The organism is Rhodococcoides fascians NBRC 12155 = LMG 3623, assembly GCF_001894785.1.
Classification (GTDB): domain Bacteria; phylum Actinomycetota; class Actinomycetes; order Mycobacteriales; family Mycobacteriaceae; genus Rhodococcoides; species Rhodococcoides fascians.
Genome location: NZ_BCWW01000012.1, coordinates 148,779 through 168,480 on the forward strand (window position 1 = coordinate 148,779; position 19,702 = coordinate 168,480).

At 64.1% G+C, this 19,702-nt stretch carries 21 protein-coding genes; 14 read left to right on the forward strand and 7 right to left on the reverse strand.

Features of this window, described 5'->3' with window-relative positions; translation table 11 throughout:
* The first annotated feature begins 12 nt into the window (after positions 1 to 12).
* Positions 13 to 1,524: a SulP family inorganic anion transporter gene (locus tag RFA01S_RS22925; protein ID WP_032407523.1), complete on the forward strand. Its 1,512-nt coding sequence runs from the start codon at positions 13 to 15 to the stop codon at positions 1,522 to 1,524.
* Positions 1,525 to 1,600: 76 nt separating this feature from the next.
* A complete protein-coding gene (locus tag RFA01S_RS22930) occupies positions 1,601 to 2,800 on the forward strand; it encodes an MFS transporter (RefSeq protein ID WP_032407524.1) in 1,200 nt (399 codons plus the stop codon).
* A 14-nt stretch (positions 2,801 to 2,814) separates the two neighbouring features.
* Here the strand turns inward: RFA01S_RS22930 and RFA01S_RS22935 are convergent, their stop codons facing one another.
* A complete protein-coding gene (locus tag RFA01S_RS22935; protein WP_052060751.1) occupies positions 2,815 to 4,179 on the reverse strand; it encodes an MFS transporter in 1,365 nt (454 codons plus the stop codon).
* Between the two features lie 62 nt (positions 4,180 to 4,241).
* On the opposite strand from RFA01S_RS22935, the gene RFA01S_RS22940 reads away from it, so the two are divergent.
* Positions 4,242 to 4,799 (forward strand): TetR/AcrR family transcriptional regulator, encoded by a 558-nt coding sequence (locus tag RFA01S_RS22940; protein WP_032407525.1) that lies wholly within the window; start codon positions 4,242 to 4,244, stop codon positions 4,797 to 4,799.
* Positions 4,800 to 5,169: 370 nt separating this feature from the next.
* Positions 5,170 to 5,310, forward strand: coding sequence for a hypothetical protein (locus tag RFA01S_RS27905; protein WP_155290127.1), 141 nt, complete (start codon positions 5,170 to 5,172; stop codon positions 5,308 to 5,310).
* A 159-nt stretch (positions 5,311 to 5,469) separates the two neighbouring features.
* Here the strand turns inward: RFA01S_RS27905 and RFA01S_RS22945 are convergent, their stop codons facing one another.
* Genes RFA01S_RS22945 through RFA01S_RS22960 form a run of 4 tightly spaced genes read right to left on the reverse strand, consistent with a single transcriptional unit; the run spans position 5,470 to position 11,289 of the window.
* A complete protein-coding gene (locus tag RFA01S_RS22945) occupies positions 5,470 to 5,859 on the reverse strand; it encodes a hypothetical protein (protein ID WP_032407526.1) in 390 nt (129 codons plus the stop codon).
* On the reverse strand, positions 5,856 to 8,015 hold the full coding sequence (locus RFA01S_RS22950) for a hypothetical protein (RefSeq protein ID WP_032407527.1): 2,160 nt from the start codon (positions 8,013 to 8,015) through the stop codon (positions 5,856 to 5,858). The genes RFA01S_RS22945 and RFA01S_RS22950 overlap by 4 nt, the downstream gene beginning before the upstream one ends.
* Positions 8,012 to 9,820, reverse strand: coding sequence for a hypothetical protein (locus RFA01S_RS22955; protein ID WP_032407528.1), 1,809 nt, complete (start codon positions 9,818 to 9,820; stop codon positions 8,012 to 8,014). Before RFA01S_RS22955 ends, RFA01S_RS22950 begins: the two co-directional genes overlap by 4 nt.
* Positions 9,817 to 11,289 carry a tyrosine-type recombinase/integrase gene (locus RFA01S_RS22960; protein ID WP_081371403.1) on the reverse strand — a complete coding sequence of 491 codons (1,473 nt, stop codon included), beginning with the start codon at positions 11,287 to 11,289 and terminating at the stop codon, positions 9,817 to 9,819. Before RFA01S_RS22960 ends, RFA01S_RS22955 begins: the two co-directional genes overlap by 4 nt.
* A 249-nt stretch (positions 11,290 to 11,538) precedes the next feature.
* Between RFA01S_RS22960 and RFA01S_RS22965 the strand changes: the two genes are divergently transcribed.
* The 3 genes from RFA01S_RS22965 to RFA01S_RS22975 all read left to right on the forward strand — a co-directional run bounded on the left by RFA01S_RS22965 (position 11,539) and on the right by RFA01S_RS22975 (position 14,169).
* Complete coding sequence (locus tag RFA01S_RS22965) at positions 11,539 to 11,925, forward strand: hypothetical protein (protein WP_027494207.1); 387 nt, start codon at positions 11,539 to 11,541, stop codon at positions 11,923 to 11,925.
* A 133-nt stretch (positions 11,926 to 12,058) separates the two neighbouring features.
* Positions 12,059 to 12,442: a hypothetical protein gene (locus RFA01S_RS22970; RefSeq protein WP_032407529.1), complete on the forward strand. Its 384-nt coding sequence runs from the start codon at positions 12,059 to 12,061 to the stop codon at positions 12,440 to 12,442.
* An 89-nt stretch (positions 12,443 to 12,531) separates the two neighbouring features.
* Positions 12,532 to 14,169 (forward strand): ParB/RepB/Spo0J family partition protein, encoded by a 1,638-nt coding sequence (locus RFA01S_RS22975; RefSeq protein WP_052060752.1) that lies wholly within the window; start codon positions 12,532 to 12,534, stop codon positions 14,167 to 14,169.
* 90 nt (positions 14,170 to 14,259) lie between these two features.
* Here RFA01S_RS22975 and RFA01S_RS22980 read toward each other — a convergent pair whose 3' ends face one another.
* Together RFA01S_RS22980 and RFA01S_RS22985 are read right to left on the reverse strand one after the other, a co-directional pair.
* Entirely contained in the window at positions 14,260 to 15,093 is an 834-nt protein-coding gene (locus RFA01S_RS22980; protein WP_162182890.1) for a DUF2971 domain-containing protein, read from the reverse strand.
* 110 nt (positions 15,094 to 15,203) lie between these two features.
* Complete coding sequence (locus tag RFA01S_RS22985; RefSeq protein WP_230074509.1) at positions 15,204 to 15,446, reverse strand: transcriptional regulator; 243 nt, start codon at positions 15,444 to 15,446, stop codon at positions 15,204 to 15,206.
* Positions 15,447 to 15,547: 101 nt separating this feature from the next.
* On the opposite strand from RFA01S_RS22985, the gene RFA01S_RS22990 reads away from it, so the two are divergent.
* The 7 genes from RFA01S_RS22990 to RFA01S_RS23020 all read left to right on the forward strand — a co-directional run bounded on the left by RFA01S_RS22990 (position 15,548) and on the right by RFA01S_RS23020 (position 19,675).
* Positions 15,548 to 15,925, forward strand: coding sequence for a hypothetical protein (locus tag RFA01S_RS22990; protein WP_072692205.1), 378 nt, complete (start codon positions 15,548 to 15,550; stop codon positions 15,923 to 15,925).
* A gap of 64 nt (positions 15,926 to 15,989) precedes the next feature.
* Positions 15,990 to 16,265 (forward strand): hypothetical protein, encoded by a 276-nt coding sequence (locus RFA01S_RS22995; protein WP_032407532.1) that lies wholly within the window; start codon positions 15,990 to 15,992, stop codon positions 16,263 to 16,265.
* Positions 16,265 to 16,921 carry a DUF6349 family protein gene (locus RFA01S_RS23000; protein ID WP_032407533.1) on the forward strand — a complete coding sequence of 219 codons (657 nt, stop codon included), beginning with the start codon at positions 16,265 to 16,267 and terminating at the stop codon, positions 16,919 to 16,921. Before RFA01S_RS22995 ends, RFA01S_RS23000 begins: the two co-directional genes overlap by 1 nt.
* Positions 16,922 to 16,959: 38 nt before the next feature.
* Positions 16,960 to 18,084 carry a hypothetical protein gene (locus RFA01S_RS23005; RefSeq protein WP_032407534.1) on the forward strand — a complete coding sequence of 375 codons (1,125 nt, stop codon included), beginning with the start codon at positions 16,960 to 16,962 and terminating at the stop codon, positions 18,082 to 18,084.
* Between the two features lie 402 nt (positions 18,085 to 18,486).
* Positions 18,487 to 18,723 (forward strand): glutaredoxin family protein, encoded by a 237-nt coding sequence (locus RFA01S_RS23010; protein WP_032407535.1) that lies wholly within the window; start codon positions 18,487 to 18,489, stop codon positions 18,721 to 18,723.
* A 50-nt stretch (positions 18,724 to 18,773) separates the two neighbouring features.
* On the forward strand, positions 18,774 to 19,373 hold the full coding sequence (locus RFA01S_RS23015; protein ID WP_032407536.1) for a DnaB-like helicase N-terminal domain-containing protein: 600 nt from the start codon (positions 18,774 to 18,776) through the stop codon (positions 19,371 to 19,373).
* A 98-nt stretch (positions 19,374 to 19,471) separates the two neighbouring features.
* Positions 19,472 to 19,675 carry a hypothetical protein gene (locus tag RFA01S_RS23020; RefSeq protein ID WP_139278508.1) on the forward strand — a complete coding sequence of 68 codons (204 nt, stop codon included), beginning with the start codon at positions 19,472 to 19,474 and terminating at the stop codon, positions 19,673 to 19,675.
* The last annotated feature ends 27 nt before the right edge of the window (positions 19,676 to 19,702 follow it).

Genomic DNA, 19,702 nt, shown 5'->3' on the forward strand with positions numbered 1-19,702 from the left:
CACGTCTCGACGATGCCGAACGAGGTGTCCGAGAGCGAACACACCGTCATGAACGCCCTGAAATCACCGCGTCGGCTCAAAACCGAAGTCCTGGCCGGCCTCGTCGTCGCCCTGGCACTGATCCCCGAAGCCATCGCGTTCTCCATCATCGCCGGCGTCGACCCGCGAGTCGGGCTGTTCGCATCCTTCACCATGGCCGTCTCCATCGCCTTCCTCGGCGGACGTCCCGCGATGATTTCCGCCGCCACCGGTGCCATCGCCCTGGTCATCGCCCCGGTCGCCAAGCAGTACGGCCTCGACTACTTCATCGCCACCGTCATCCTCGCCGGACTCTTGCAGGTGGTCGTCGGCGTCCTCGGTGTCGCGAAACTGATGCGCTTCATCCCGCGCAGCGTCATGGTCGGCTTCGTCAACGCACTGGCCATCCTGATCTTCACCTCCCAGTTCCCGTCACTCATCGGGGTGCCGTGGCTGGTCTACCCGCTGGTAGCCGTCGGTCTGCTGATCATGTTCCTACTGCCCAAGATCAGCTCCGTCGTTCCCGCACCCCTGGTGGCCATCGTCCTGCTGACCGTCGCCACAGTGGTCTTCGCCCTCAATGTTCCCAACGTCGGCGGCGAAGGCGAGCTGCCGTCGAGCCTGCCCGCCCTGCTGATCCCGGACGTGCCACTGAACTTCGAGACACTGAGCATCATCGCGCCCTACGCGATCGCCATGGCCATCGTCGGACTACTCGAGTCCCTGCTCACCGCCAAGCTCGTCGACGACGTCACCGACACACACTCGAACAAGACCCGCGAGAGCTGGGGCCAGGGCGCAGCCAACATCATCACCGGCTTCTTCGGCGGCATGGGTGGTTGCGCCATGGTCGGCCAGACGATGATCAACGTCAAAGCCTCGGGTGCCCGGACACGAATCTCGACATTCCTCGCCGGAGTGTTCCTGCTGATCCTCGTGGTCGGACTCGGCGACATCGTGGCGCTGATCCCGATGGCCGCACTCGCCGCCGTCATGATCATGGTCGCGATCGGCACAATGGACTGGCACAGCATCCACCCGAAGACGTTGCGGCGCATGCCCAAGAGTGAAACCGCAGTGATGCTCGCGACGGTCGTCGTCACTGTCGCCACCCACAACCTGGCCTACGGAGTCGTCGTCGGAGTCGTCACCGCGATGGTGCTCTTCGCCCGCCGGGTCGCGCACCTGACCACCGTCACCAAGGTGTCCGAGGAAGACACCAACAACGACGGCCTGGTCGATACCCGCGTATACCTCGTTACCGGTGAGCTGTTCTTCGCGTCGAGCAACGATCTGATCTACCAGTTCGACTACATCGACGACCCGAAGAACGTCATCATCGATCTCAGCGGTGCCCACATCTGGGACGCATCCACCGTGGCGACACTCGACGCCATCACCACCAAATACGAGGCCAAAGGCAAGCACGCCGAGATCATCGGACTGAACGCGGCGTCCGCCGAGCGGCACGTTCGGTTGACCGGGCAGCTGTCCGGCGGACACTGAGCCGAACCTCGTGCGTCTTCTTCCCACCAACCGTCGGAGCGTAACCCGATCGAGCTCGCCGTGGCTGATAGTGGCCATGGCGAGCATCGCATCGATCATGACCGCACCCGGTCAGACAGCTGCTATCTCGGTGTTCACCGACCCCCTCATCGACGAACTCGGAATCACGCGAACGGATCTATCGCTCAGCTACCTCATCGGCACCTTGGCCGGAGCGTCCGCGATGCCGATGGTCGGCAGAGCCCTCGACCGGTACGGCGTCCGCGCGGTCATGACGGTTCTCGGGTTGATCTTCGGAGCCGTCCTGATCGGATTGAGCTTCGCCGCTGACGTTTTCGGCCTGACGGCAGGCTTCGTTGGTATCCGCATGGTCGGCCAGGGTGCACTCGGACTCGCCGCCACCACCGCAGTCGCGGTCCACGTGACGCAGCGCCGCGGGCTGGCGCTCGGCATCACCGCCGCGGCAGGATCAGCGGGAATCTCCCTGGCACCGGTGCTTCTCGAACGACTCGTCGCCAGCCACGGCGTCGACGCCGTGTGGCGCTACGAGGGAATTGCCGTGTGGCTCATCGTTGTTCCGGTAGCTCTGATCGGACTGCGAGCAGCCGGAAAAGTCGACCCACGGTCCGTGGTGTCGCCGCAGTCATCCGACAACGGCCATCCCACGGTTGCCAAGGAACAACACGTATGGACCACCCGAAAAGCTCTTCGCACCCCGATGTTCTGGGCCATCGCCGCAGGTCTCGCGGCATCGGGCATGCTCAGCACCGCCGTCAACTTTCATCAGGTGTCTCTGCTGGGTGAGCAGGGATTGAGCGCCACGGCGGCGGCCGCGAACTTCATCCCGCAGACGGTTGCCGGACTGTTCAGCACCCTGGCTCTCGGGGCGTTGGCCGATTCGATGGCACCGAAGCTCGGTGTCGCGATATCGATGGCGCTGTTGTGCGCGGCCCTGGTGTCGATACCGCTGGTAGCACCAGGAGTCATGGCAATCGTGTACGGATTGATCCTGGGGTGTGCGGCGGGTTCGATGCGTGCCATCGAGGCGGCCGCGTACGCGCACTACTTCGGCACCGCGCACATCGGCGGAATACGTGGGGTATCGACGATGATCGCTGTGGGATCCACCGCGTTCGGTCCACTCGCTCTGTCGGTGGGCCATGACGTGGCAGGAAGCTACACCCCCGTCGTCCTCGCATTCGCGGTGATTCCCGCGGCGGTGGCAGTGCTCGTTGCGCTCACACCGGTGCCCTCGCTTCCTCTCAGGGCCGAATGACGCTGCCCCTGTTGTCATCTCACGTTCGGGCGCGGCGTGAGATCGTCTGCAGCAGGGGCTCGCGTGAGCGTGATGATCGCAGCCGTTGCTGCCAGTGCTGCAATCATCACCAGATACGGTGCTCGTTCGTTGTGAGAGATCGTGGTGGCTGCCGCTGCTGCGGACAGTCCGACCGCGCCGCCGAATTGTTTGGCGGTGTTCATCAGGCCTGATGCCGCCCCTGCTTGCTCTGTCGGTACTCCCGAGGTCACGACGGTAGCGAGTGGCGTATTCATCAGGCCTCCACCGATTCCGATGACAATCGAGGGACCGGCTACGGCACTCCAGAACGCACCTGTCTGCGCGTCCGCGATCCACCACACCCCCGCCGCGGCAATCAAAGCCCCGGTGGAGATCAGTACGCGGGCACCGATGTGGTCGAGAAGTCGAGGCACGAGCGCAAGATTCACCGCCATCAGCGAGACCGTCAGCGGTAGGAACGCGAGACCTGTCTGGACCGGGCTGTATTGCCAGTCCTGCTGCAATCGGAACGTCAGGAAGTACCAGATACCCACCTGAAAACAGACCGCGGTCAGCGCCGTCGCAGTCGTCCCCAAGGCGATGTTCCGTCGACGCCACAGACTCGACGGGATCAACGGTGACTCACTTCGTCGGTCCAGACGCATCCAAGTCGCGGCCGAAGCGACACCGATCGCGAACGCCGCCACCAAAGGACCGGAGAGCCGGCCGTCGTCGGCGAACATCGACAGCGAATACACGACCGAACCGAACGCGCACATCGATGCTCCCACCGACGACCACCTCACCCCGGTGCCGGCGACCGGTCCTCGTGCGGCGAGCAGGCGGCGGGCGGCGACGACGACGAACACCCCGACCGGGACATTGATCAACAGCACTGCGCGCCAGGAGAACGCTTCGGTCAGTACGCCGCTGAGGATGTTGCCGACCCCGCCGCCCGCGACACTGACCGCAGTCCACAGGGCGATCGCCCGAGTCCGATCAGGGCCCTCGCGAAACGTCACGGTCAGCAACGTGAACGTGGCCGGAGACAACGCTGCAGCAGCCATTCCCTGTCCAATACGAGCAGCGACCAGCATCGGCCCGGTCACAGCCAGGCCGCCCAGAATGCTGGCGCACGTGAACGCGACCGTGCTCCACAACACGACCCGAGCCGCACCGAACGAGTCCGCCAGCCGCGCGGCCGCCAACAACGCTCCCGCGAACGCCACGCTGTACCCGGTGGCCACCCATGACGTCATCGCAGTACCCAGACCCAAGTCGTCCTGGATGGAGGGGAGCGCCACATTGACGACCGACACGTCCACCACGACGACGAGTTGAGCGATCGATGCGACCCACAGAGCGCGACGCGAGCTCATCTTCCCCCTTTGATACATCCGTATAAGTGATACGAATGTATCAAGGACGGGAGGTGTGTGGAATGGCCACCGAGGAACGAACAACGCAGATTCTCGACGCGGTCGAACGACTACTGGCCCGCGGAGGACTCGACGCGGTCACCATGCGTGCTGCCGCGGCCGAAGCAGGTGTCTCGCTCCGGTTGGTGCAGTACTACGGCAACAGCAAAGACGAGCTCCTCCACGCTGCACTCAGCCGGCTGTCCCGGCGCAGCGTGGAACGGTGGCAGCACGCCTCTGCGGGCCCGAACCCCTCGATCGAGGAGTTCCTTCTCGAAGCCCTACCGACCGACGACGCCAGCCGCTCGCTTCACCGCGTCGGGGTATCGCTCGAACTGCTCTCCATCACAACCGAATCCCCAGTCGCCGATGCGTATCGCGCACACCTCACAGCGATCCATGACCACCTCACAGACCTGTGCCACACCCGTAGCCCGGGCATCAGCCGGCGTCGGGCGACGGATCTGGCAACTCAGTGCATGGCGTTCATGCACGGACTCGGGTCGCTGGTCATGGCCGGGCATACGACACCGCAGCAAGCGCGCACATGCATCGCCGACTTCGTCGAACGTCTGAAGTAGTCAGGGCCTGATCAGCGATCGTCGGCAGTCGCCACGCGGAGCGTCGACCGCGTCCGATGGAGCTCCGGATGTCGGCTGATCGTGACTTTCCGGTCGAGCAGTCACGACGGTGATCGTTCAACTCCCCGAACCGACATATCTGCGAACGCACAGCCGGAAGGGCCGCGGATCGAGTTATCCACAGGGTAATGTCCACCGCGCGGTACTTTCGTGCCCAAATCTCGTCCGACACCGACAACCCGGCTCCCCAATTCGTGAGGCCGGGTTTTTTCGTGCCCGTTGTCGGGCCGCAAGCTCCTGCCCGAGAACGCGGCAGGTCACGCTGGCTCTTCAGCGCCAGCCATTCCACCCCAGAAGCGGAGGTGGCGTCATGGACCTCGTCCTGAACGCTGTTCTGCTCGGCGCAGTCGCCGGAGTTCTTCGCGAACTTCGGTTGCTGCTGCCCTTGGTCTCGGACCGGGCGTGCACACGCCAAGTCCGACTCGCCAAGGCACACCGCCGACAGCGCTAGCAACAACGCCTATCGCCCTTACCTGGGAGAAGTCTGTCCAAAATCTGCGACAAAACCCCAGGTCGCCTCGAACAGCTCGGTAATTCCCTCGAATAGCGGCGATGGTCTTATCAGCCGTGCCTACTGAAAAGGGCGCACTGAGGTGTGTGGCGATGCCTATCAGAATTCGATCTCGTCACCCCTTCTCGGGAGGTGCGTGACGGCAGCGGCAGCGTGGAGCTGCCGACGCAGGGAACGGTTGTCGATGGAAAGGCGCTGGATACTCGACATCGCCAGCGTGAGGTCATCGGTGAGTTGTCGGTTCCGTTGCCGAAGTCGAACAATGTCCGAATCGACCTTGGGAGGATCTACGGCAGGTGCGGTCGATGCCGGGCCCGAGGCACGCAGCCGATCGACGATGTCGGGGTAGCGCCGCCGAAATGTGGTGTTCGCAAGACCCAGGTGCCGCGCCAGAGTCAGCACCGACGGTGTGCGGCCGGAGGCGGCTTCGAGGCGCTCGATCGCTTCGTCGATGAGCGCTGCATCCGATTGATCTACTTGATCGGTCATCGTTTCGGGTTGACCGTCTGGGAGCGGATCGGTGCCGGGTCGGGATCTACGTAGAGGTCGAGGAAGTTGGTCAGTCGGCTCAGTCGCTCACGTAGTCGGTGCACCAAGAGCGGCGGAAGGGTTGCCCCGGTGGCCAGTTCTTGCTGCAACGATCGATGTTCGGTGCGTAGCGCGTCGATGTTGTCTGCGGTCAGTGCAACGTTGCTGCAATCCAAGGGTTGGCAGTGACCGAGTTGTGGTCGAGTGTTGCCGCCCTGATCCGGACGAGGCTGGCACATCGCTTTGTCCGGATCGAACACGCACAGTGCGAACGTGCCGGGATAGATGGCGGGCTCGGATCGTTTCATCAGGCGCTTGAGGCGAGTGCCGTCGGTGACGACTGCTCCAGCGAATGCAGCGGCAGTGGTGAACGCATCCAGTCGGCGGTAGGCGAGATCGGCAGCGGGACCGGTGACCGTGTGGGGATGGTCGGTGGCAATGCTCATCAAGTCTTCACCGCGAGCGAGAGCCTGTTCGGCTTCGACCTCGGCGCGGAACCCTGAATCCGAGGTGCCTGCGTAGCCCTCGAACATTTGAACGCTCAGATGGCGGTAGGCGATGGCACCGGCGATCGACCCACCCGGCCGGCGGGCAATGAACCATGCCAGCGTCCTGCGGAACTGGCGAGTACTCAGAACCCACTGCTGGCCGTTCACCAACGGAATCGATTCCGCAAGAGCATGTTCGGTGCAGTAAGAATTGATCCAGAGGGCGAAGCTTTTCAGTTGGCTGGAGGTGGCATTGGTGGTCAAGGCCCCGATTGTGGCGTCGTTTCGGGGGCGGATTTGCTCCGAGCCTGGCGGATGCGAGAACAGCAGATCCTGGCCGGGAGGGTGCATCTTCTCGAGGACCGCGATCGCCCTGGCGGCGGGAGCCCCGACGGTCCACTCGGCAGCGACTCCGCGAGGATCGGTTTCGCCCTTGAACGCCAGCCCGGTCAGTATCCACCGATAGGGGGTGCCGCCGGGATCGCGTGCGGTGCTAAGGCAACCGCGGCGTAGGTGTTTTATCTCGGCGTCCCGCATTCCGGAGAGGAACGCGATGACGATGTAGCAAGCGATGTGCAACATACGTTGTAGCCGCAGGTATCCGCTGCTGGAGTGCTGGTGCACGATGCCCGCGATCCACGGACGGCCGTGAAGTCGGCCCTCGATGGTCAGCGGTATCCAGGTGTGGTCGGTGACTCCGACTAGTGCCGCGCAGGCAAAGAGACGGTTGCGGATTGCTGGGTTGGTGTCGAGACCGTGTCTGCTCGTGCCGATCTCAGCGGCGATCTGTCGTAAGTTCGGGCGGCCTTGATGTCCGGGGAGCGGGTCGCCGTCGGCCTCGTGTTGCGCGAGGTAGTGTTCGAGCGCTTCGGCGGCACCGCTGTTGCGCCCGTACCGTCCGTTGGTGCGCTTGGATCGGTGGTGATCTCGGTGTGCGGCGGCGGTGAGGATGTCGCCGGAGAAGTCGTCGACGAAGCGGATCGCCCAGGTGATCAGCGGGCCGAGAACAAGTTCGGGGATGCGACCGGTGGCGTTCTCGGTGGAGCTGGATTTGGCCATGGTCCAGCCCTCGACGCGGCGCGGATCGAAGGTGAGCGTGTCGGTCAGGCATGTGCGATAACGCCAGAGCATGCATACCGCCCGTCGGGAGTTCTCGCGCGATCCGACTCCGACGGGCAAAGTCATCAAGTAGTGGTGGTAGTCGAGGACGTCGGCCGCGGTGAGGGAACTCAATGCTGGCGTCTGCTCTCGATCAGAGTGTGCCGGTGTGCGTTCGGCGAGCCAGTGCAGGAACTTGCGCACTTCGATGAAGGTGCCGCGGATTCCAACGGCAGACTGCCGCCGCTCGCCTGCGGGTAGCGGCCCGGACAGCATCGCCAGGCACAACTCCTTGGCCGGCAGACGGTAGCGGTCGGCGAGGGTGTCGAATGAGACGACCAAGGATCGGACATGTGCCTGTGCAACAGCAGGTTCCAATCGCCAGGCGTCTTCGCGGAATTGCGACGTGTCTGTGAGGGAGTAGCCGGGACGAAGCCACAAGCCGGCCAGGACGTGATGCTCGCCGAGTACCGGATTGGACAGGAGCGGGTCGGTAGCTGGTGCCGGGGTGACGGCGATCGGGTTGCTCATGGGTGCTCCCAGGGGTCTTCGGCGAGTTCGAGGAGGCACTCGGGTGCCTCGTCTTTCGCCGAGTCGAGTTGTGCGGCAGTGAACTTCGGGTAGATGTCGTGGTGGATCGCAGTCCAGGTCGGCCCGTAGCGCGTCCACCAGGTCTGCTCGTCGAGTTCGGTGCGTCGCGTGGACAAGGTCGACGTCAGCGCGGTGATAGCGGGTAGATGCGTCGCGGTGACGACACAGTTGCCGCAGTGGAAGCAGTCCAGGAACGACACCCGTCGACACACACGACCGGTGACAGGGTGCGCGGAGGAGTCGGCGCATGCTGTCCAGGCACCCTCCTCTACTACAGCCGGTTCATCGGCGTCGGTGTCGGCGCGCACCTCGAGTTCCGTGACGCCGTGTTCGGCCAGGACGTGGGTATGTGCGGACAGGGCCGCTGATTCGGCATCGCGGAGAGCCTCGGAAATCGTCTGGCGCGCCCACTCTTTGGCGGTGGGATCACCACGAAGGTAGTGGCTGAACAGCACTTCGACGCTGTTCGATCGGGCAGCCGAGGGCAGATGTCCACCGACGGATCGAGTGCGGCGTACTTCGACACTGGTGCGAACGCGGCGCATGTCCAGCCCCAGCGGTGCGCTGTGTCCGGAAACGTCTGGGTCGAAGTGCAGTTCTCGCAATCTGCTCCATTTCGCGAAGGTGGCGCGGCCGGCGAGGGATTGCGCGAACGGGTTGTGATGTTCGGAGACGGTTCCACGATCGTGGTTGGTGTTGCGCCACGACGACCAGAGTGCGGCCGTATCGCTCAGTGCCCGTCCACGTTCCATGAGGCGGTGCAGCAGCAGGTACAGACCGCCGGGGGTGTGCAGTTCTCGGTGCGGCGGTCCGATTTCCCAGGTCACGGTGTCGTGCCATCGGTTCGGGCCGTTGCGTCGTTTGCTCAACTGGACTTCTACCGCTCGGTCACCGACGATCCGATGCTCGGCGGGTAGTTCTTTGAGGGCTTCGACGTTGCGGCCGGTGACTGCAACGAACAAGGTCAGCAAGGGTGCGAGATCGTCGCGTGTGACGAACAGCTGGCCGGCCCACGCTGTGCGGCGGTGACGGTGCGCGACGATTCGTCCGCCGGTCACCGGGACGATGCCGGTGGTCGCCATACGCGAGACCATGTGCTCGAACTCCGTCGACGGCTCCACACCTGACACAGCCATAGCCGTGACTGCGTCGTTTCCTGCAGTGATGCGTCTACGAATTTCCGCGACGTCGGTACGAGCGGCATCGAGGATGCGCGCGAACTCGCCGTCGGAATACCCGGTCAGAGAAGTGAACGTGCCTTTCCCCGCCGGGGTGCTGAGATGGTCGAGCACCTCGGCATTGAGTTGGTTTGCTAGCGGAGGCAGCCGAAGAAGCAGGCGGAGCTCACTGAGTTCGGCTGTGCACGTGGCGACTGTTCGCGGGGTGTCGATCCTGGTGAGGAACATATCGACGTGTGCCACGGTCAAGTCAGCCGGTGCAGCGGGGCTGTTGTCGAGACTCTCGAGGAAACGCATTAGCCGTGCGGCAAACGAGAACACGGTCGTTGCCGAACTGTGGGTCCGTCTGTCGCCGGCAGGACCGATACGGAGCGACAAGGCTTCCGCGACCGGAACGTGCCAGCTCGGCATGGCCAGGACCTCGACGTCGAACGTTTCGGTGCGTCCGTCGTCGCCGTGAAAGTCGACGACCAGAGACGAAACCGAGGACGCAACGGATGGCGGGGCGTAGCTTCCGGGCGTAGGAAGTGGGGCGTGCATCCCGGGGTGAGTTCGCGATTCGGTCACAGCACGACACCGCTGGCCGGGAGAGTCGTTACGTCGTCGGTACTGGCCGGGTCCGGGGTGAAGACTTCCCAATCATCGGGCACAAGTGCCATTCTCGTCTCCATCTCGAGTTCGGCGAGTGCGTGGAGGTAGATCTGTGTGGTCACCACGGATCGATGACCGAGTCGGCGCCGTACCCAGTCGAGCGGGTCGCCGAAGATGCGGGTGTAGTGCCCGCGCTGCTCCGGTCTCATCGCGCCGAGGGCAGCGATGTGACCGCGTTGGAGCTGTTCAAGGGTGATGACGGCGAACGTGTGCCGGAGCATGTGGGCGTGCGCTGCCAGCGGGACACCGGCGCGCTGGCAGCGGGCGTTGGCCTCGGCGAACATCTTCTTCCAGGCGGCAACCGACAGCGGCATACCGTGCTCGCCGAGCCAGAATGCGGCGGGTTCGAGACCGCCGGGGCGCGCGATCAACAAACTTTGTCGCTCCGACCAATTCAGTTCCGAGACTTTCATGGTCCGCTTCAGTGCTGCACCCGTGATGTGCGTGGCGATCGCATGTTCCGGATCTTCCACCACCAAAGGGTGCCGGATGCGCTCGTACCGTTGCTTTTCCTGGGCTGCAGCGATGACGTTGGCTCGGTCGAAGGCACTGTAAGTAGCCAGATCACGGACGAGGGATGCCGGGACGTAGACCCACCGTGCGGAGCGGCCTTTTGCGATAGCACCGGGAAGCCAAAATCGTTGATAACCATTCTGATTCGTATCGATGTGTGGAAGCTCCAGCACGGTGAGAGCAGATTGTTCCGAGATCCGAAGTCCTGTCCGGACCATCACGTCGCAGTAGGTCGCGTTACGCCCCGACCACCGGCCACGAAAACCTTCTCGCGGCATCCCGCAGCTGTCGAATCCGCGAACACCGACGTCGCGCCATCTGCGATAGTCGGCAAGGGGGAGCCATTGGATGCGGTCCCGGCCGCCGTCGTGACTGTAGGTCGCGGGGCGGAGCTCGTCGGACCGCCGCGAGACCGCGTAGCCGGTGTGTGCAGGAGCGGGCCGTCGCCAGGTCTGGGGGATCGGATTGACTCGCACGTGGCCGGCGGTGTGCGCCCAGCGGTAGAACCTATTGACTGCCGCCACTTCACGGTTCCACGTGTTGCCGGACACGCGTGGGCCGTGGGGATCGTGTCGACGCCAATGCAGGTACGAGAGGTGGTCGCTCTCGCTGAAGTCCCGCCAATGACGTTTGCAGTCAATGTGGTTGACGAAAGTGAGAAAGCTCGCGAGGTCGCGTGCGTACCCGATCTGTGTCGTTGCGGCCATGGTGACCATCGCTGTGGTGCGAAAGAAATCGTTCAGGTCCGTGTCGTAGTCGAAAGCGGGCGAGAGCAAGAAGGGAATTCCCGGAGTCTGGCGAGTCTCTACGAGCCAGTCCGTCCAGTCTTCGGCGCGGGTGAGGTTGTCTGCAGTAGGAGAAGAGCGGGGCATGGGAAGCTCTGCGGCAGTAGTGCGAACATGCCATCGGCTGCTTGTCATCGCCGCTCATGATCCGGTCAGTGACCGAGTATGCACAAGCTTTGCTGCCTCAGCTTCCAGATGCCGATCGGAAACGGCAAGGGCTTCCTTCGCCTGGAACAGCAGTGGTGCCCTGCCGAAGCGGCGACCCCGGTCGCCTGACCGAAGCGTCTAACGTCAAGATATCTTGACGAATCGTAAGCGTCAAGATATCTTGACGTTATGGAATCCGAGAAGGTCCTCACTCCGACCGAGCTGACCGAGCTCTACGTCCGATACAACGACGCTCTCGTCGATGTCGACCTCGCGCAGATGGTCCGCGAACAAGGACGCGAGGACGCCGCTACCTGGGTGGCGAACGCCGAGCGAGGTATGGCCGCAGCCATTTCCGACGTCGACGCACTCGAGATCAACGCCTTCCTGGTCTCGACGATGACCTCCGACCGGTACGCCATCATCAAACGACTGCGGGGTCGGGAACGGCCCGTGCCGTGGTCGAAGATCGGCGAGATACTCGGCATGAGCAAGCAAGCCGCACAGCAGTGGTACGACACCTACAACCTGCGACCCCGCATCGAAAACCCCACCCGCAAAGCGGGTCCATCCTGAGCGCAGGCATGGTTCGCCCTGCGATGCGAAACGGGTCCGGCGGCAATACGGACCTTGGTGTCGAGCGCTGAGTAATTTCCACGGAAAGCGTTGCAGCACTTGACCTTACAGCGAAACGCTGTAAGGTTGAGGTATGGAAGAAACAAGCAAGAATCTGACCGCGATCACCTCCGAGTTCGGAGACGAACGAGCCGACGGCCGGGTGGGGGTGACGATCCGCTGCATCGACGGTGATATCGACTTCCTCTCGGCAACAACCGATTCGGAGTCCTGGACCCGTGCCGCGTCGGTCGAATTGTTGACCGTGCACGGCTACGAGGTGATCGGGGACTGGTCCGACATCGGCACCGCCGATCCCATCTGGGAGGCCACCGTGACTCGGACCGGACCGCAAGCCGATGTCGCGACCGACATCTTCGGTGAATTCACGGCAGTCGAGTGCAACCCCGAGCAGGCAGTCGAGTGGCTGTTCGGCATCGAATGCGACGACGACTGCCCGGAGTGCAACCCGGCGTGACCGACCGGCCCGAATCGACGAGGCACCGGGCAGCTGCTATCTGCCCGGTGCCCCACCGCATCACATCACACCAGGGGAAAGAGAAACCAATGACCATCACCATGCCCGCACCGGCCTCCACCGGCTACACCCTCGTCGACGCTGACCCGAACGAGATCGACATCACCGCCAACGTCCGCACCGGCGTCGACATCACCGCTGCACCCGAGTTCATCGCCTCCATCACCGAACTCGGCGTCCGTCAGGCCGTGCTTGCAGTGCGCCGCGCAGACGGGACCCTCGCCGTTCACGACGGGCAACGCCGCGTCCTCGCCGCCCGAGAAGCCGGCCTCACCTCCATCCCGGTGATGGTGCGTGATCAGACCGTCGACGAGCGGGCAGCAGGCATCGAGCGCATCACCGAGCAGATCAACCTCAACGACCAGCGCGAAGCCCTCACCAAGGGCCAACACGCCGCAGGCGTCGCAGAGTTGCTCGACCTGGGACTGAACGTGCAGAAGGTCGCGACAGCGCTGCACGTCCCCAAGTCGTACGTCGAGCAGGCCGGTCGTGCGGGTCGATCCGAGCGTGCCCGCCAGCAGCTCGACGACCGTCAGCTCACCCTCGAAGGGGCCGCGATTCTGGCAGATCTCGAAGATGCGGCCCGCGCAGAGCCATGGATCACCGATGCGATCGAGAAGATCTTCGAGAACAGATTCGGCTTCGAGTACCGCTTGGGCACCCTCCAGCGGAAACTCGACGAACGAGCCGACGCCCGAGTCGCCGCCGCCGACCACATTGCACGCGGATTCACCCTGCTCCACGACGAACCGTCCACCAGTGAGGGGGAGTGGTTCTCGCTCGCCGACCTACGTACCGCCAACGGCGGCGCGGTCCCGGCCGACGCGCCCGAGCAGGCACCGAACTTGTGGCATATCCACGTCCACGAGACCGGTGCCATCTGGGTCGACAAAGCGACCCGCGACGAAGTAGCCGAAGACGACATCGACTTCGACACCGAGGGCGACGACGACGCCGAACCCTACGAGGAGTTGCGGCACGCCAACACGGTCGAGAAAGTGCCCGCCTGGAGCTACGAGTTCTTCCTGCACCGTGATAACCGCGCTGCGGCCGGCCTCGAACTCGCACCCGAACGAATCGCCGCACTCGGCGGCGCATCCGATGACGATGCTCAGGACGGGCTGACCCCGGCCCAACGCAAGGCAGCGCGCGCCGAAGCCGAACGCATCGAGACCGAGCGTGCCGAACGCCGAAAGGTCAAGGCACTCAACCGCGCCGGAGCGACAGCCACCGAGGCCCGGCGCGCGTTCCTCACCGGTCTGCTGTCACGCAAGGACGTCCCGAAGAACGCCACCAAGTGGATCGTGACCGTCCTGGCCACCCACGGTGATGTGTTCACCGAATCCAAATGCGGAGAGCGCTACGTCGACATCATGGGCTCTCCACTACGCGAGGCACCGCAGAAAGCCGACAGCGCCACCGTCGCACGCGCCGAGGTGCTGCTGCTCGCTCGTGTGCTCACCGCGTTCGAGGCCCGACTCACCGGCCCCCAGGACGCCAAGGACTACTGGCGTTTCTCCGCCAAGCACTACCGAGGCATGGTCGGCATCGACAGCTACCTGACCTTCCTCGCCAACAGCGGACACACCCTGACCCCAGTGGAGCAGGCCGCGATCGGCAACATCACCGTCGACGCCGCCTACGCCGCAGTCGACGACGACGCCTGACCAACCCTGCGTAGACAAAGGGCCCCGACCATCACCCGATGGCCGGGGCCCTCTTCGCTCGTCAAGATATGTTGACGAATAGTTGATGTGTCAGCGGAACGGCGTGTCCGAGCAATGAACGTTGTGCAAGGCGGCGACGTACCCGTAGCGCCGCAACATCGACTTGGCTGCAAGGTAGTTCTCGTACTGGTACGGCCCCGGGCCGACCCAGAGGTCGACCACGGCCTCTACCGGTAGATGAACCTTTCGGTAGGGGACGAGGCCTGCGGCTCCGACTTTGAAATCGGGATCGTTCGGCTCATCCTTCTGATGGCCGAAACGTGGTTCTACGAACCGCCACTCGTTTTCCTCAGAGAAGCCCGTGTGTTTGACGCTGGCTGCACGAAGTGCGAGGCGTTGAATGCCGGTGTTAACCGCAATCTGGGTGGGCTTACCGGAGCGTATGTCGGCCTGGGCCTGCGCAATGAACAAATGAAAGGCGTCGAGTAATCGGCCCTCGAGGGTGTCGCGCACGTAGGTGACCCTTTGGAACCCCAGCCCCCCGATCCGCTCGGGCGTGGAATCGCGAGGAAACGTCTTCGGGTCGAAGCCGATGGCGAACCCGCCTGTGCCCTGGCCGTAGGCGCGCCACTGACTCAACGAATTCGGTTCGGCTGAGAACGAGATCGTCGAACAGTCGATGATGTGCGGATACTTCTGGTCGATGATCAGCTGAATGCTGCGCGCAATTTCTTGAAGGAACGCCTTGGCTTCGGGGGTGTGGTCGAAGGATCCTCCGATGCCAAGTTCCACCAGGCCGTCCTTGATCAGTTCCAAGCCCAAAATCAATTCGCGCTTGTCGTTGAGGAATTGGGCTGCGGACGCGTGAAGTATCGGCTTGTAGGTGCCGGATCGGGGCTTGCCGTCCTCGGGTTTGTCGTCCACGTTGCCGAGGATGCCGAGAAGGCCGGCGGGGGTTGTGTAGTGCCAGAGCGTCCCCGTGGGGAACTCGGGCACTGCGATTTCGCTCTCGGGCTGGCCTGCTGGTTCGCTGGTCACGGACGCAGGTCGGTTCGTGCGCCGCTGCCGGGTCGGTCGGTGATCCATTGCTCGATTGCCTTCTGCGAGTACAGCGGGGCATTGGAGATCCGACGTATCGGCTTCGGGGCCTGCCCGCGTGCGACGTAGGACCGCCACGTCGACGATGTGATTGCTTTGCCGGTCCTACGTTCGATCAACGCCAGAACGTCGGCGAGGGACAGTTCGTCGGCATCCATCACTGCCTCGCGGATGCGCATAGTGGTGCGGTACTCGACATACCTGCACCTTACAGCGATTCGCTGTAGAAACTTCGACGAACCCCTTGCAACCTTACAGCGGAACGCTGTAGGGTTGGGGTATGACCTCGACGCACACCGAATCGCGCCAATGCGATTGGCAGTCAACGCTGTTCGATGACTGCGCTTTGCCGGGTTGTGGCGCTCCGGTCGCTACACCGGGCGATGTGTGCCAGTCCTGCCGCGCGGCGTTCGGGGACATGCTGAACGTACGAACCGACGGATTGGCCCGTGATCCGGAGCGGGTCCGCGCCGACCTCGCTGCCCGTGACGCGAGCACCCGCGAGCAGTACCGCGCACAAGCCGCCACCGTGGCTGCTGCGCAGCAGGTTTCGACCCGCAAGCGCAACCAGATCTGCTGGCTCTGTGAAGAGCGGCGGACCTGCACCTCGACCGCCGGGCGCTGGGAATGCGCCGACTGCCAAACCTTGCCTTCCTGAACATCTGCGCACGGCCCGCGACCGTCGTCGCTCACCTCCTTCTCCACCGACCTGGGGAGTACTCATGACCGCCACCCTCACCGCGCCCACCACGACCGCGCGCCGCCGCCTCAAAGGAGTTGGAATGAAACTGATCTCGCTCGATAGCCAGTTCGACGGAACGATCGTCGACATTCTCGGCTACCGCACCGCGCCCGCAGGCCGCGTCGAGATCACCGCCATCCTCGACGCACCCGGCGCCTGGTACAGCCGCACCTACCCCGTCGTCGTCGACGCCAACGACGTACGACTCTCGCTCGCCCTGCAGTCCCTCACCGGCCCCGAACTGGGCGTGCAGTGATGACCGAGACCGCAGGCCAGATCGACATCTTCGAGGTGCTCGCCGCCGCCGAAGCCGAGGTGCAGAACCTGCACGTCCAGCGGCACGGCATCCCGACCTTGTTCGCCAGCCCCACCCGAGGAGTGGCAGCTCGCATCGCCGAATTCGAGACCTGGGCGACCACCTGGGGGCGACACGGCTCGACCGCCGCCTCCCACGCGTTCCGGCCGGGAATCTGCGACCCCACCGCAGCCACAGACACCTGCCAACCCACCTGTATTGCAGCGGACCTGGACTGCTGCTGCCCGGACACGAGCAGGGACACCGACTGCCAATGCGTCGGCGGCGACCTCTACCGCGGCGCGTGTACCGGCTGCCCGTGGGAAGGGGAGAACTGCGCCGACGAGGCCGAAGCAGTCTGCGACGCCCTCGATCACGCCCACCCCGGCTGGATCGACGACCTCCCGATCGTGATCCCCGAACGCAGACCGTCGCAGAAGGACCAGGTGTGGACCGCGAAGGTCATCGAGCTCGTCGGGGAACGCCCCACCGGATGGCCCGTCATCACCCGACGCGGCGACACCATCGGCCTTCGCTCGGTCCCGAGCCGCTCCCCGTGGGGCGGCTACGACGTCGCCGCCGCCACCGCAGCCGCACACCTCGCCCGCCACCCGTGACCTTGCTGCCCAACCCGAGCCGGAAAGGCCCATCACCGATGAACAACCCGATACCCCAACCGACGCTCGCCTATACCGCCGATCTCGAAGTGTTCCTGTCGTACGTCCTGTGGGGATGCACCATCCTCGGTATCGCTGGCATGATCTTCGGCGCAGCCACGCTCTACTGGTCCCGCATGTCAGGTGGAGACGCCAGGACCGCCCCGCAAATGTGCGGGGGAGGGCTCTTCATCGCCATCGCCGCCACCGCAGCCCGAGCGGTCCTCCCACCGGTGCCTGCCGAGGAGGCGACGGATCTGCCGTCCGCCGACCAGCCCGCGATTCCGGCACCACCGACGGTCGATGCAGCCCCCGACGTTCCGATCGACTGGACGCCGCTGGTCTGGATTGTCGTAGCGGTGCTCGCCCTCGCGCTGGCCGCGTACCTGAGCGTTCGGACCCGCAGCCATGTCGTCGACCGACGCAACGCCAAGAAGGCACTTGAAGCCGACTACGCCGCCGCCCACACCGTCTACAGCGAGGTCGCGGACTCCTACGCCGCCTACCTGGCCGACCCCTACTCCATCTTCATCAGGCCTCTGCTCGACGACCTCACCGAGCCCCGCACCGCAGCCTTCATCGACGCCTTCGCGACCATGAACGATGTCCGGGCCGAACAGTGCCCCGACACCGCAGAGCGCGTGCAGGCCTTCGCCGTCGCCGCACAGAAAGCACGCACCGCCTGGCGCAGCGCCGACGGCTACGCCCGCACCATGGGCTTGCGCGTGACCAGCGTCGAGGACCAACGAACCGTGCGCCGGATCCGCAGCGCCCTCGGTATCGCCCTCGACGCCTCGGCCACCGGGCAGGAACGACAAACAGCGCTACGCACCGTCGAGGAACTCGCGGCCGGGATCGTCACCATCCCCGACCGCATCTACGCCAGCGCCAAGATCGCGATAGAGACCACCCCACACGCAAACAACTCACCAGCTGACCCCCAACCCGGCCCCGGTGGTGCCGACACACAGCAGTGTGTCGGCACCACCTGGCAATATGACGCACCAACGACACAACAACGGACACAACCGTCGACTACGGCTGGACCCCACAGCTCGAAAACGGAGACACCCCATGAATCTCGTCAACCCCACAGCGCTGACCGTGTTCGGAACGAAGACTGACCGCGAACACGAACGTCGCGCAACCGACGGCTACGAACTCGACCACTGACGAGCCTCGTCACCCTCCGTCACTTCCACGCAGGCCCCCGCCAGCCGTATCCCACAACGCCGCCGTAGAGCACCAGCTCCGGCGGTGTTCTGCTTACCCGTCACATTTGGTTTGTCGGAGTCGTCTCCGGAATCGGTCGTACGTCCCATATGAAAGCAGAATTGGCCACGAGCCTCTTTCTTTTACCGACATTGGTAATTCGATATTCGGCACTGCTGGACGTCAGGGTAAAATCCTATGTAAACGTCTGCACTGCAACGAATTAGACGAATTATGACCACCTCCATCTATGGAAAAGTCGAGTGCATTGATATAGAATTGAGGGCACCGAAACAATTCTTCAGGAGCTATTCATGTCGATCACCGTGTACACGAAGCCGGAATGCAACAGCTGTGATCAAACGAAGCGGCGGCTGGACAAGCGCGGCATCGAATACGAGACCGTCGACGTCACCGAAGACGATGCGGCCCGCGACTTCGTCACCGATCGACTCGGCTACCGGCAGATGCCCGTCGTGTTCGTCGACGAGAACACCCACTGGAGCGGCTTCCGTATCGACGCACTCGACAAGCTCACCGCCGCCGTCTGACCGATCGCCTCTGCCCTGCTCGAACCTGCCCGCGAAACGAGCCTATTTCGATGACGCCTCTGAGTGCAGTTCCCTCACCCGCCGACGAACCCGCTCGTATCCCTGTGCGGGGCCTGGTGTCCGTGGACGACGATGTCGCTGCCGTCGACGACTGGAGCGCAGCCCATCGACCCGCCACCGACCCCGAGGCGCTGCTGCTGTGCGCCCTGATGTGGAGCGCACACACCGGGGGAGTGTCCACCGAGGACCAGCGGATCACCGCGACCGTGACCGCCGATGACTTCGACGGTGTCGCCTACCGGCGAATATTCGTCGTGATCGCAGGTCTCGTCGCGGCCGGCGAACCGTACGACCCGGCGAGCGTCACCGCAGCCTTCATGCGATCCGGATCCAGCGGAGCGAAGGACGCGCCCCTGCTCCGCAGCTTGAACGAGGTCATCACCGCCGGAGCGGACGGCTTCACCGCCGTCCACTACGCCGACATCGTGCTCTCCCAGGCATACCGGCGCAGTTACCGGACCGTGGCAGCGTCGATCGTCCAGGCCGCCGAGGAGCTGCCGGAGGAATACCTGTTCGAGCACATGGTCGAGTACGGGCGCGCTCAACGTGCACTGTGGCAGCGGCTCAACACTTTTCGCGGAAGGCGGTGACCATGACCGACGCAACCATCGACACGGTCCAGAGGGATCACCCCGTATCGAACCAGTCGTCAACATATCTTGACGACTGGGCCGAGAAGGGGAGCCCGATGCCCGAGCCCTCGATCACGACCGATGCCGCCCTCTCACCGGCTGCGGACTACCTCGTGTGGTGCACGGACGTCGGTGCCGATCCCTTCGACGTCGAGGCGCTCCAAGAATGGGACTACCTCCGCGCCGACGAGATGACCGAAGCCGAGCAACGCACCATGACCGCATGGGCCGTCCGGCTCGACCTCTACAGCGCAGCCTGAGCCTCGCCCAGACCCCGGCGACGGCCC

What these genes read in the sequence shown, in the direction of transcription:
- RFA01S_RS22925 (WP_032407523.1), top strand. Translation starts at nt 13, where the DNA reads ATGCCGAACGAGGTGTCCGAGAGCGAACACACCGTCATGAACGCCCTG.
- RFA01S_RS22930 (WP_032407524.1), top strand. Translation starts at nt 1,601, where the DNA reads ATGGCGAGCATCGCATCGATCATGACCGCACCCGGTCAGACAGCTGCT.
- RFA01S_RS22935 (WP_052060751.1), bottom strand. Translation starts at nt 4,179, where the DNA reads ATGAGCTCGCGTCGCGCTCTGTGGGTCGCATCGATCGCTCAACTCGTC.
- RFA01S_RS22940 (WP_032407525.1), top strand. Translation starts at nt 4,242, where the DNA reads ATGGCCACCGAGGAACGAACAACGCAGATTCTCGACGCGGTCGAACGA.
- RFA01S_RS27905 (WP_155290127.1), top strand. Translation starts at nt 5,170, where the DNA reads ATGGACCTCGTCCTGAACGCTGTTCTGCTCGGCGCAGTCGCCGGAGTT.
- RFA01S_RS22945 (WP_032407526.1), bottom strand. Translation starts at nt 5,859, where the DNA reads ATGACCGATCAAGTAGATCAATCGGATGCAGCGCTCATCGACGAAGCG.
- RFA01S_RS22950 (WP_032407527.1), bottom strand. Translation starts at nt 8,015, where the DNA reads ATGAGCAACCCGATCGCCGTCACCCCGGCACCAGCTACCGACCCGCTC.
- RFA01S_RS22960 (WP_081371403.1), bottom strand. Translation starts at nt 11,289, where the DNA reads ATGCCCCGCTCTTCTCCTACTGCAGACAACCTCACCCGCGCCGAAGAC.
- RFA01S_RS22965 (WP_027494207.1), top strand. Translation starts at nt 11,539, where the DNA reads ATGGAATCCGAGAAGGTCCTCACTCCGACCGAGCTGACCGAGCTCTAC.
- RFA01S_RS22970 (WP_032407529.1), top strand. Translation starts at nt 12,059, where the DNA reads ATGGAAGAAACAAGCAAGAATCTGACCGCGATCACCTCCGAGTTCGGA.
- RFA01S_RS22975 (WP_052060752.1), top strand. Translation starts at nt 12,532, where the DNA reads ATGACCATCACCATGCCCGCACCGGCCTCCACCGGCTACACCCTCGTC.
- RFA01S_RS22985 (WP_230074509.1), bottom strand. Translation starts at nt 15,446, where the DNA reads ATGCGCATCCGCGAGGCAGTGATGGATGCCGACGAACTGTCCCTCGCC.
- RFA01S_RS22990 (WP_072692205.1), top strand. Translation starts at nt 15,548, where the DNA reads ATGACCTCGACGCACACCGAATCGCGCCAATGCGATTGGCAGTCAACG.
- RFA01S_RS22995 (WP_032407532.1), top strand. Translation starts at nt 15,990, where the DNA reads ATGACCGCCACCCTCACCGCGCCCACCACGACCGCGCGCCGCCGCCTC.
- RFA01S_RS23000 (WP_032407533.1), top strand. Translation starts at nt 16,265, where the DNA reads ATGACCGAGACCGCAGGCCAGATCGACATCTTCGAGGTGCTCGCCGCC.
- RFA01S_RS23005 (WP_032407534.1), top strand. Translation starts at nt 16,960, where the DNA reads ATGAACAACCCGATACCCCAACCGACGCTCGCCTATACCGCCGATCTC.
- RFA01S_RS23010 (WP_032407535.1), top strand. Translation starts at nt 18,487, where the DNA reads ATGTCGATCACCGTGTACACGAAGCCGGAATGCAACAGCTGTGATCAA.
- RFA01S_RS23015 (WP_032407536.1), top strand. Translation starts at nt 18,774, where the DNA reads ATGACGCCTCTGAGTGCAGTTCCCTCACCCGCCGACGAACCCGCTCGT.
- RFA01S_RS23020 (WP_139278508.1), top strand. Translation starts at nt 19,472, where the DNA reads ATGCCCGAGCCCTCGATCACGACCGATGCCGCCCTCTCACCGGCTGCG.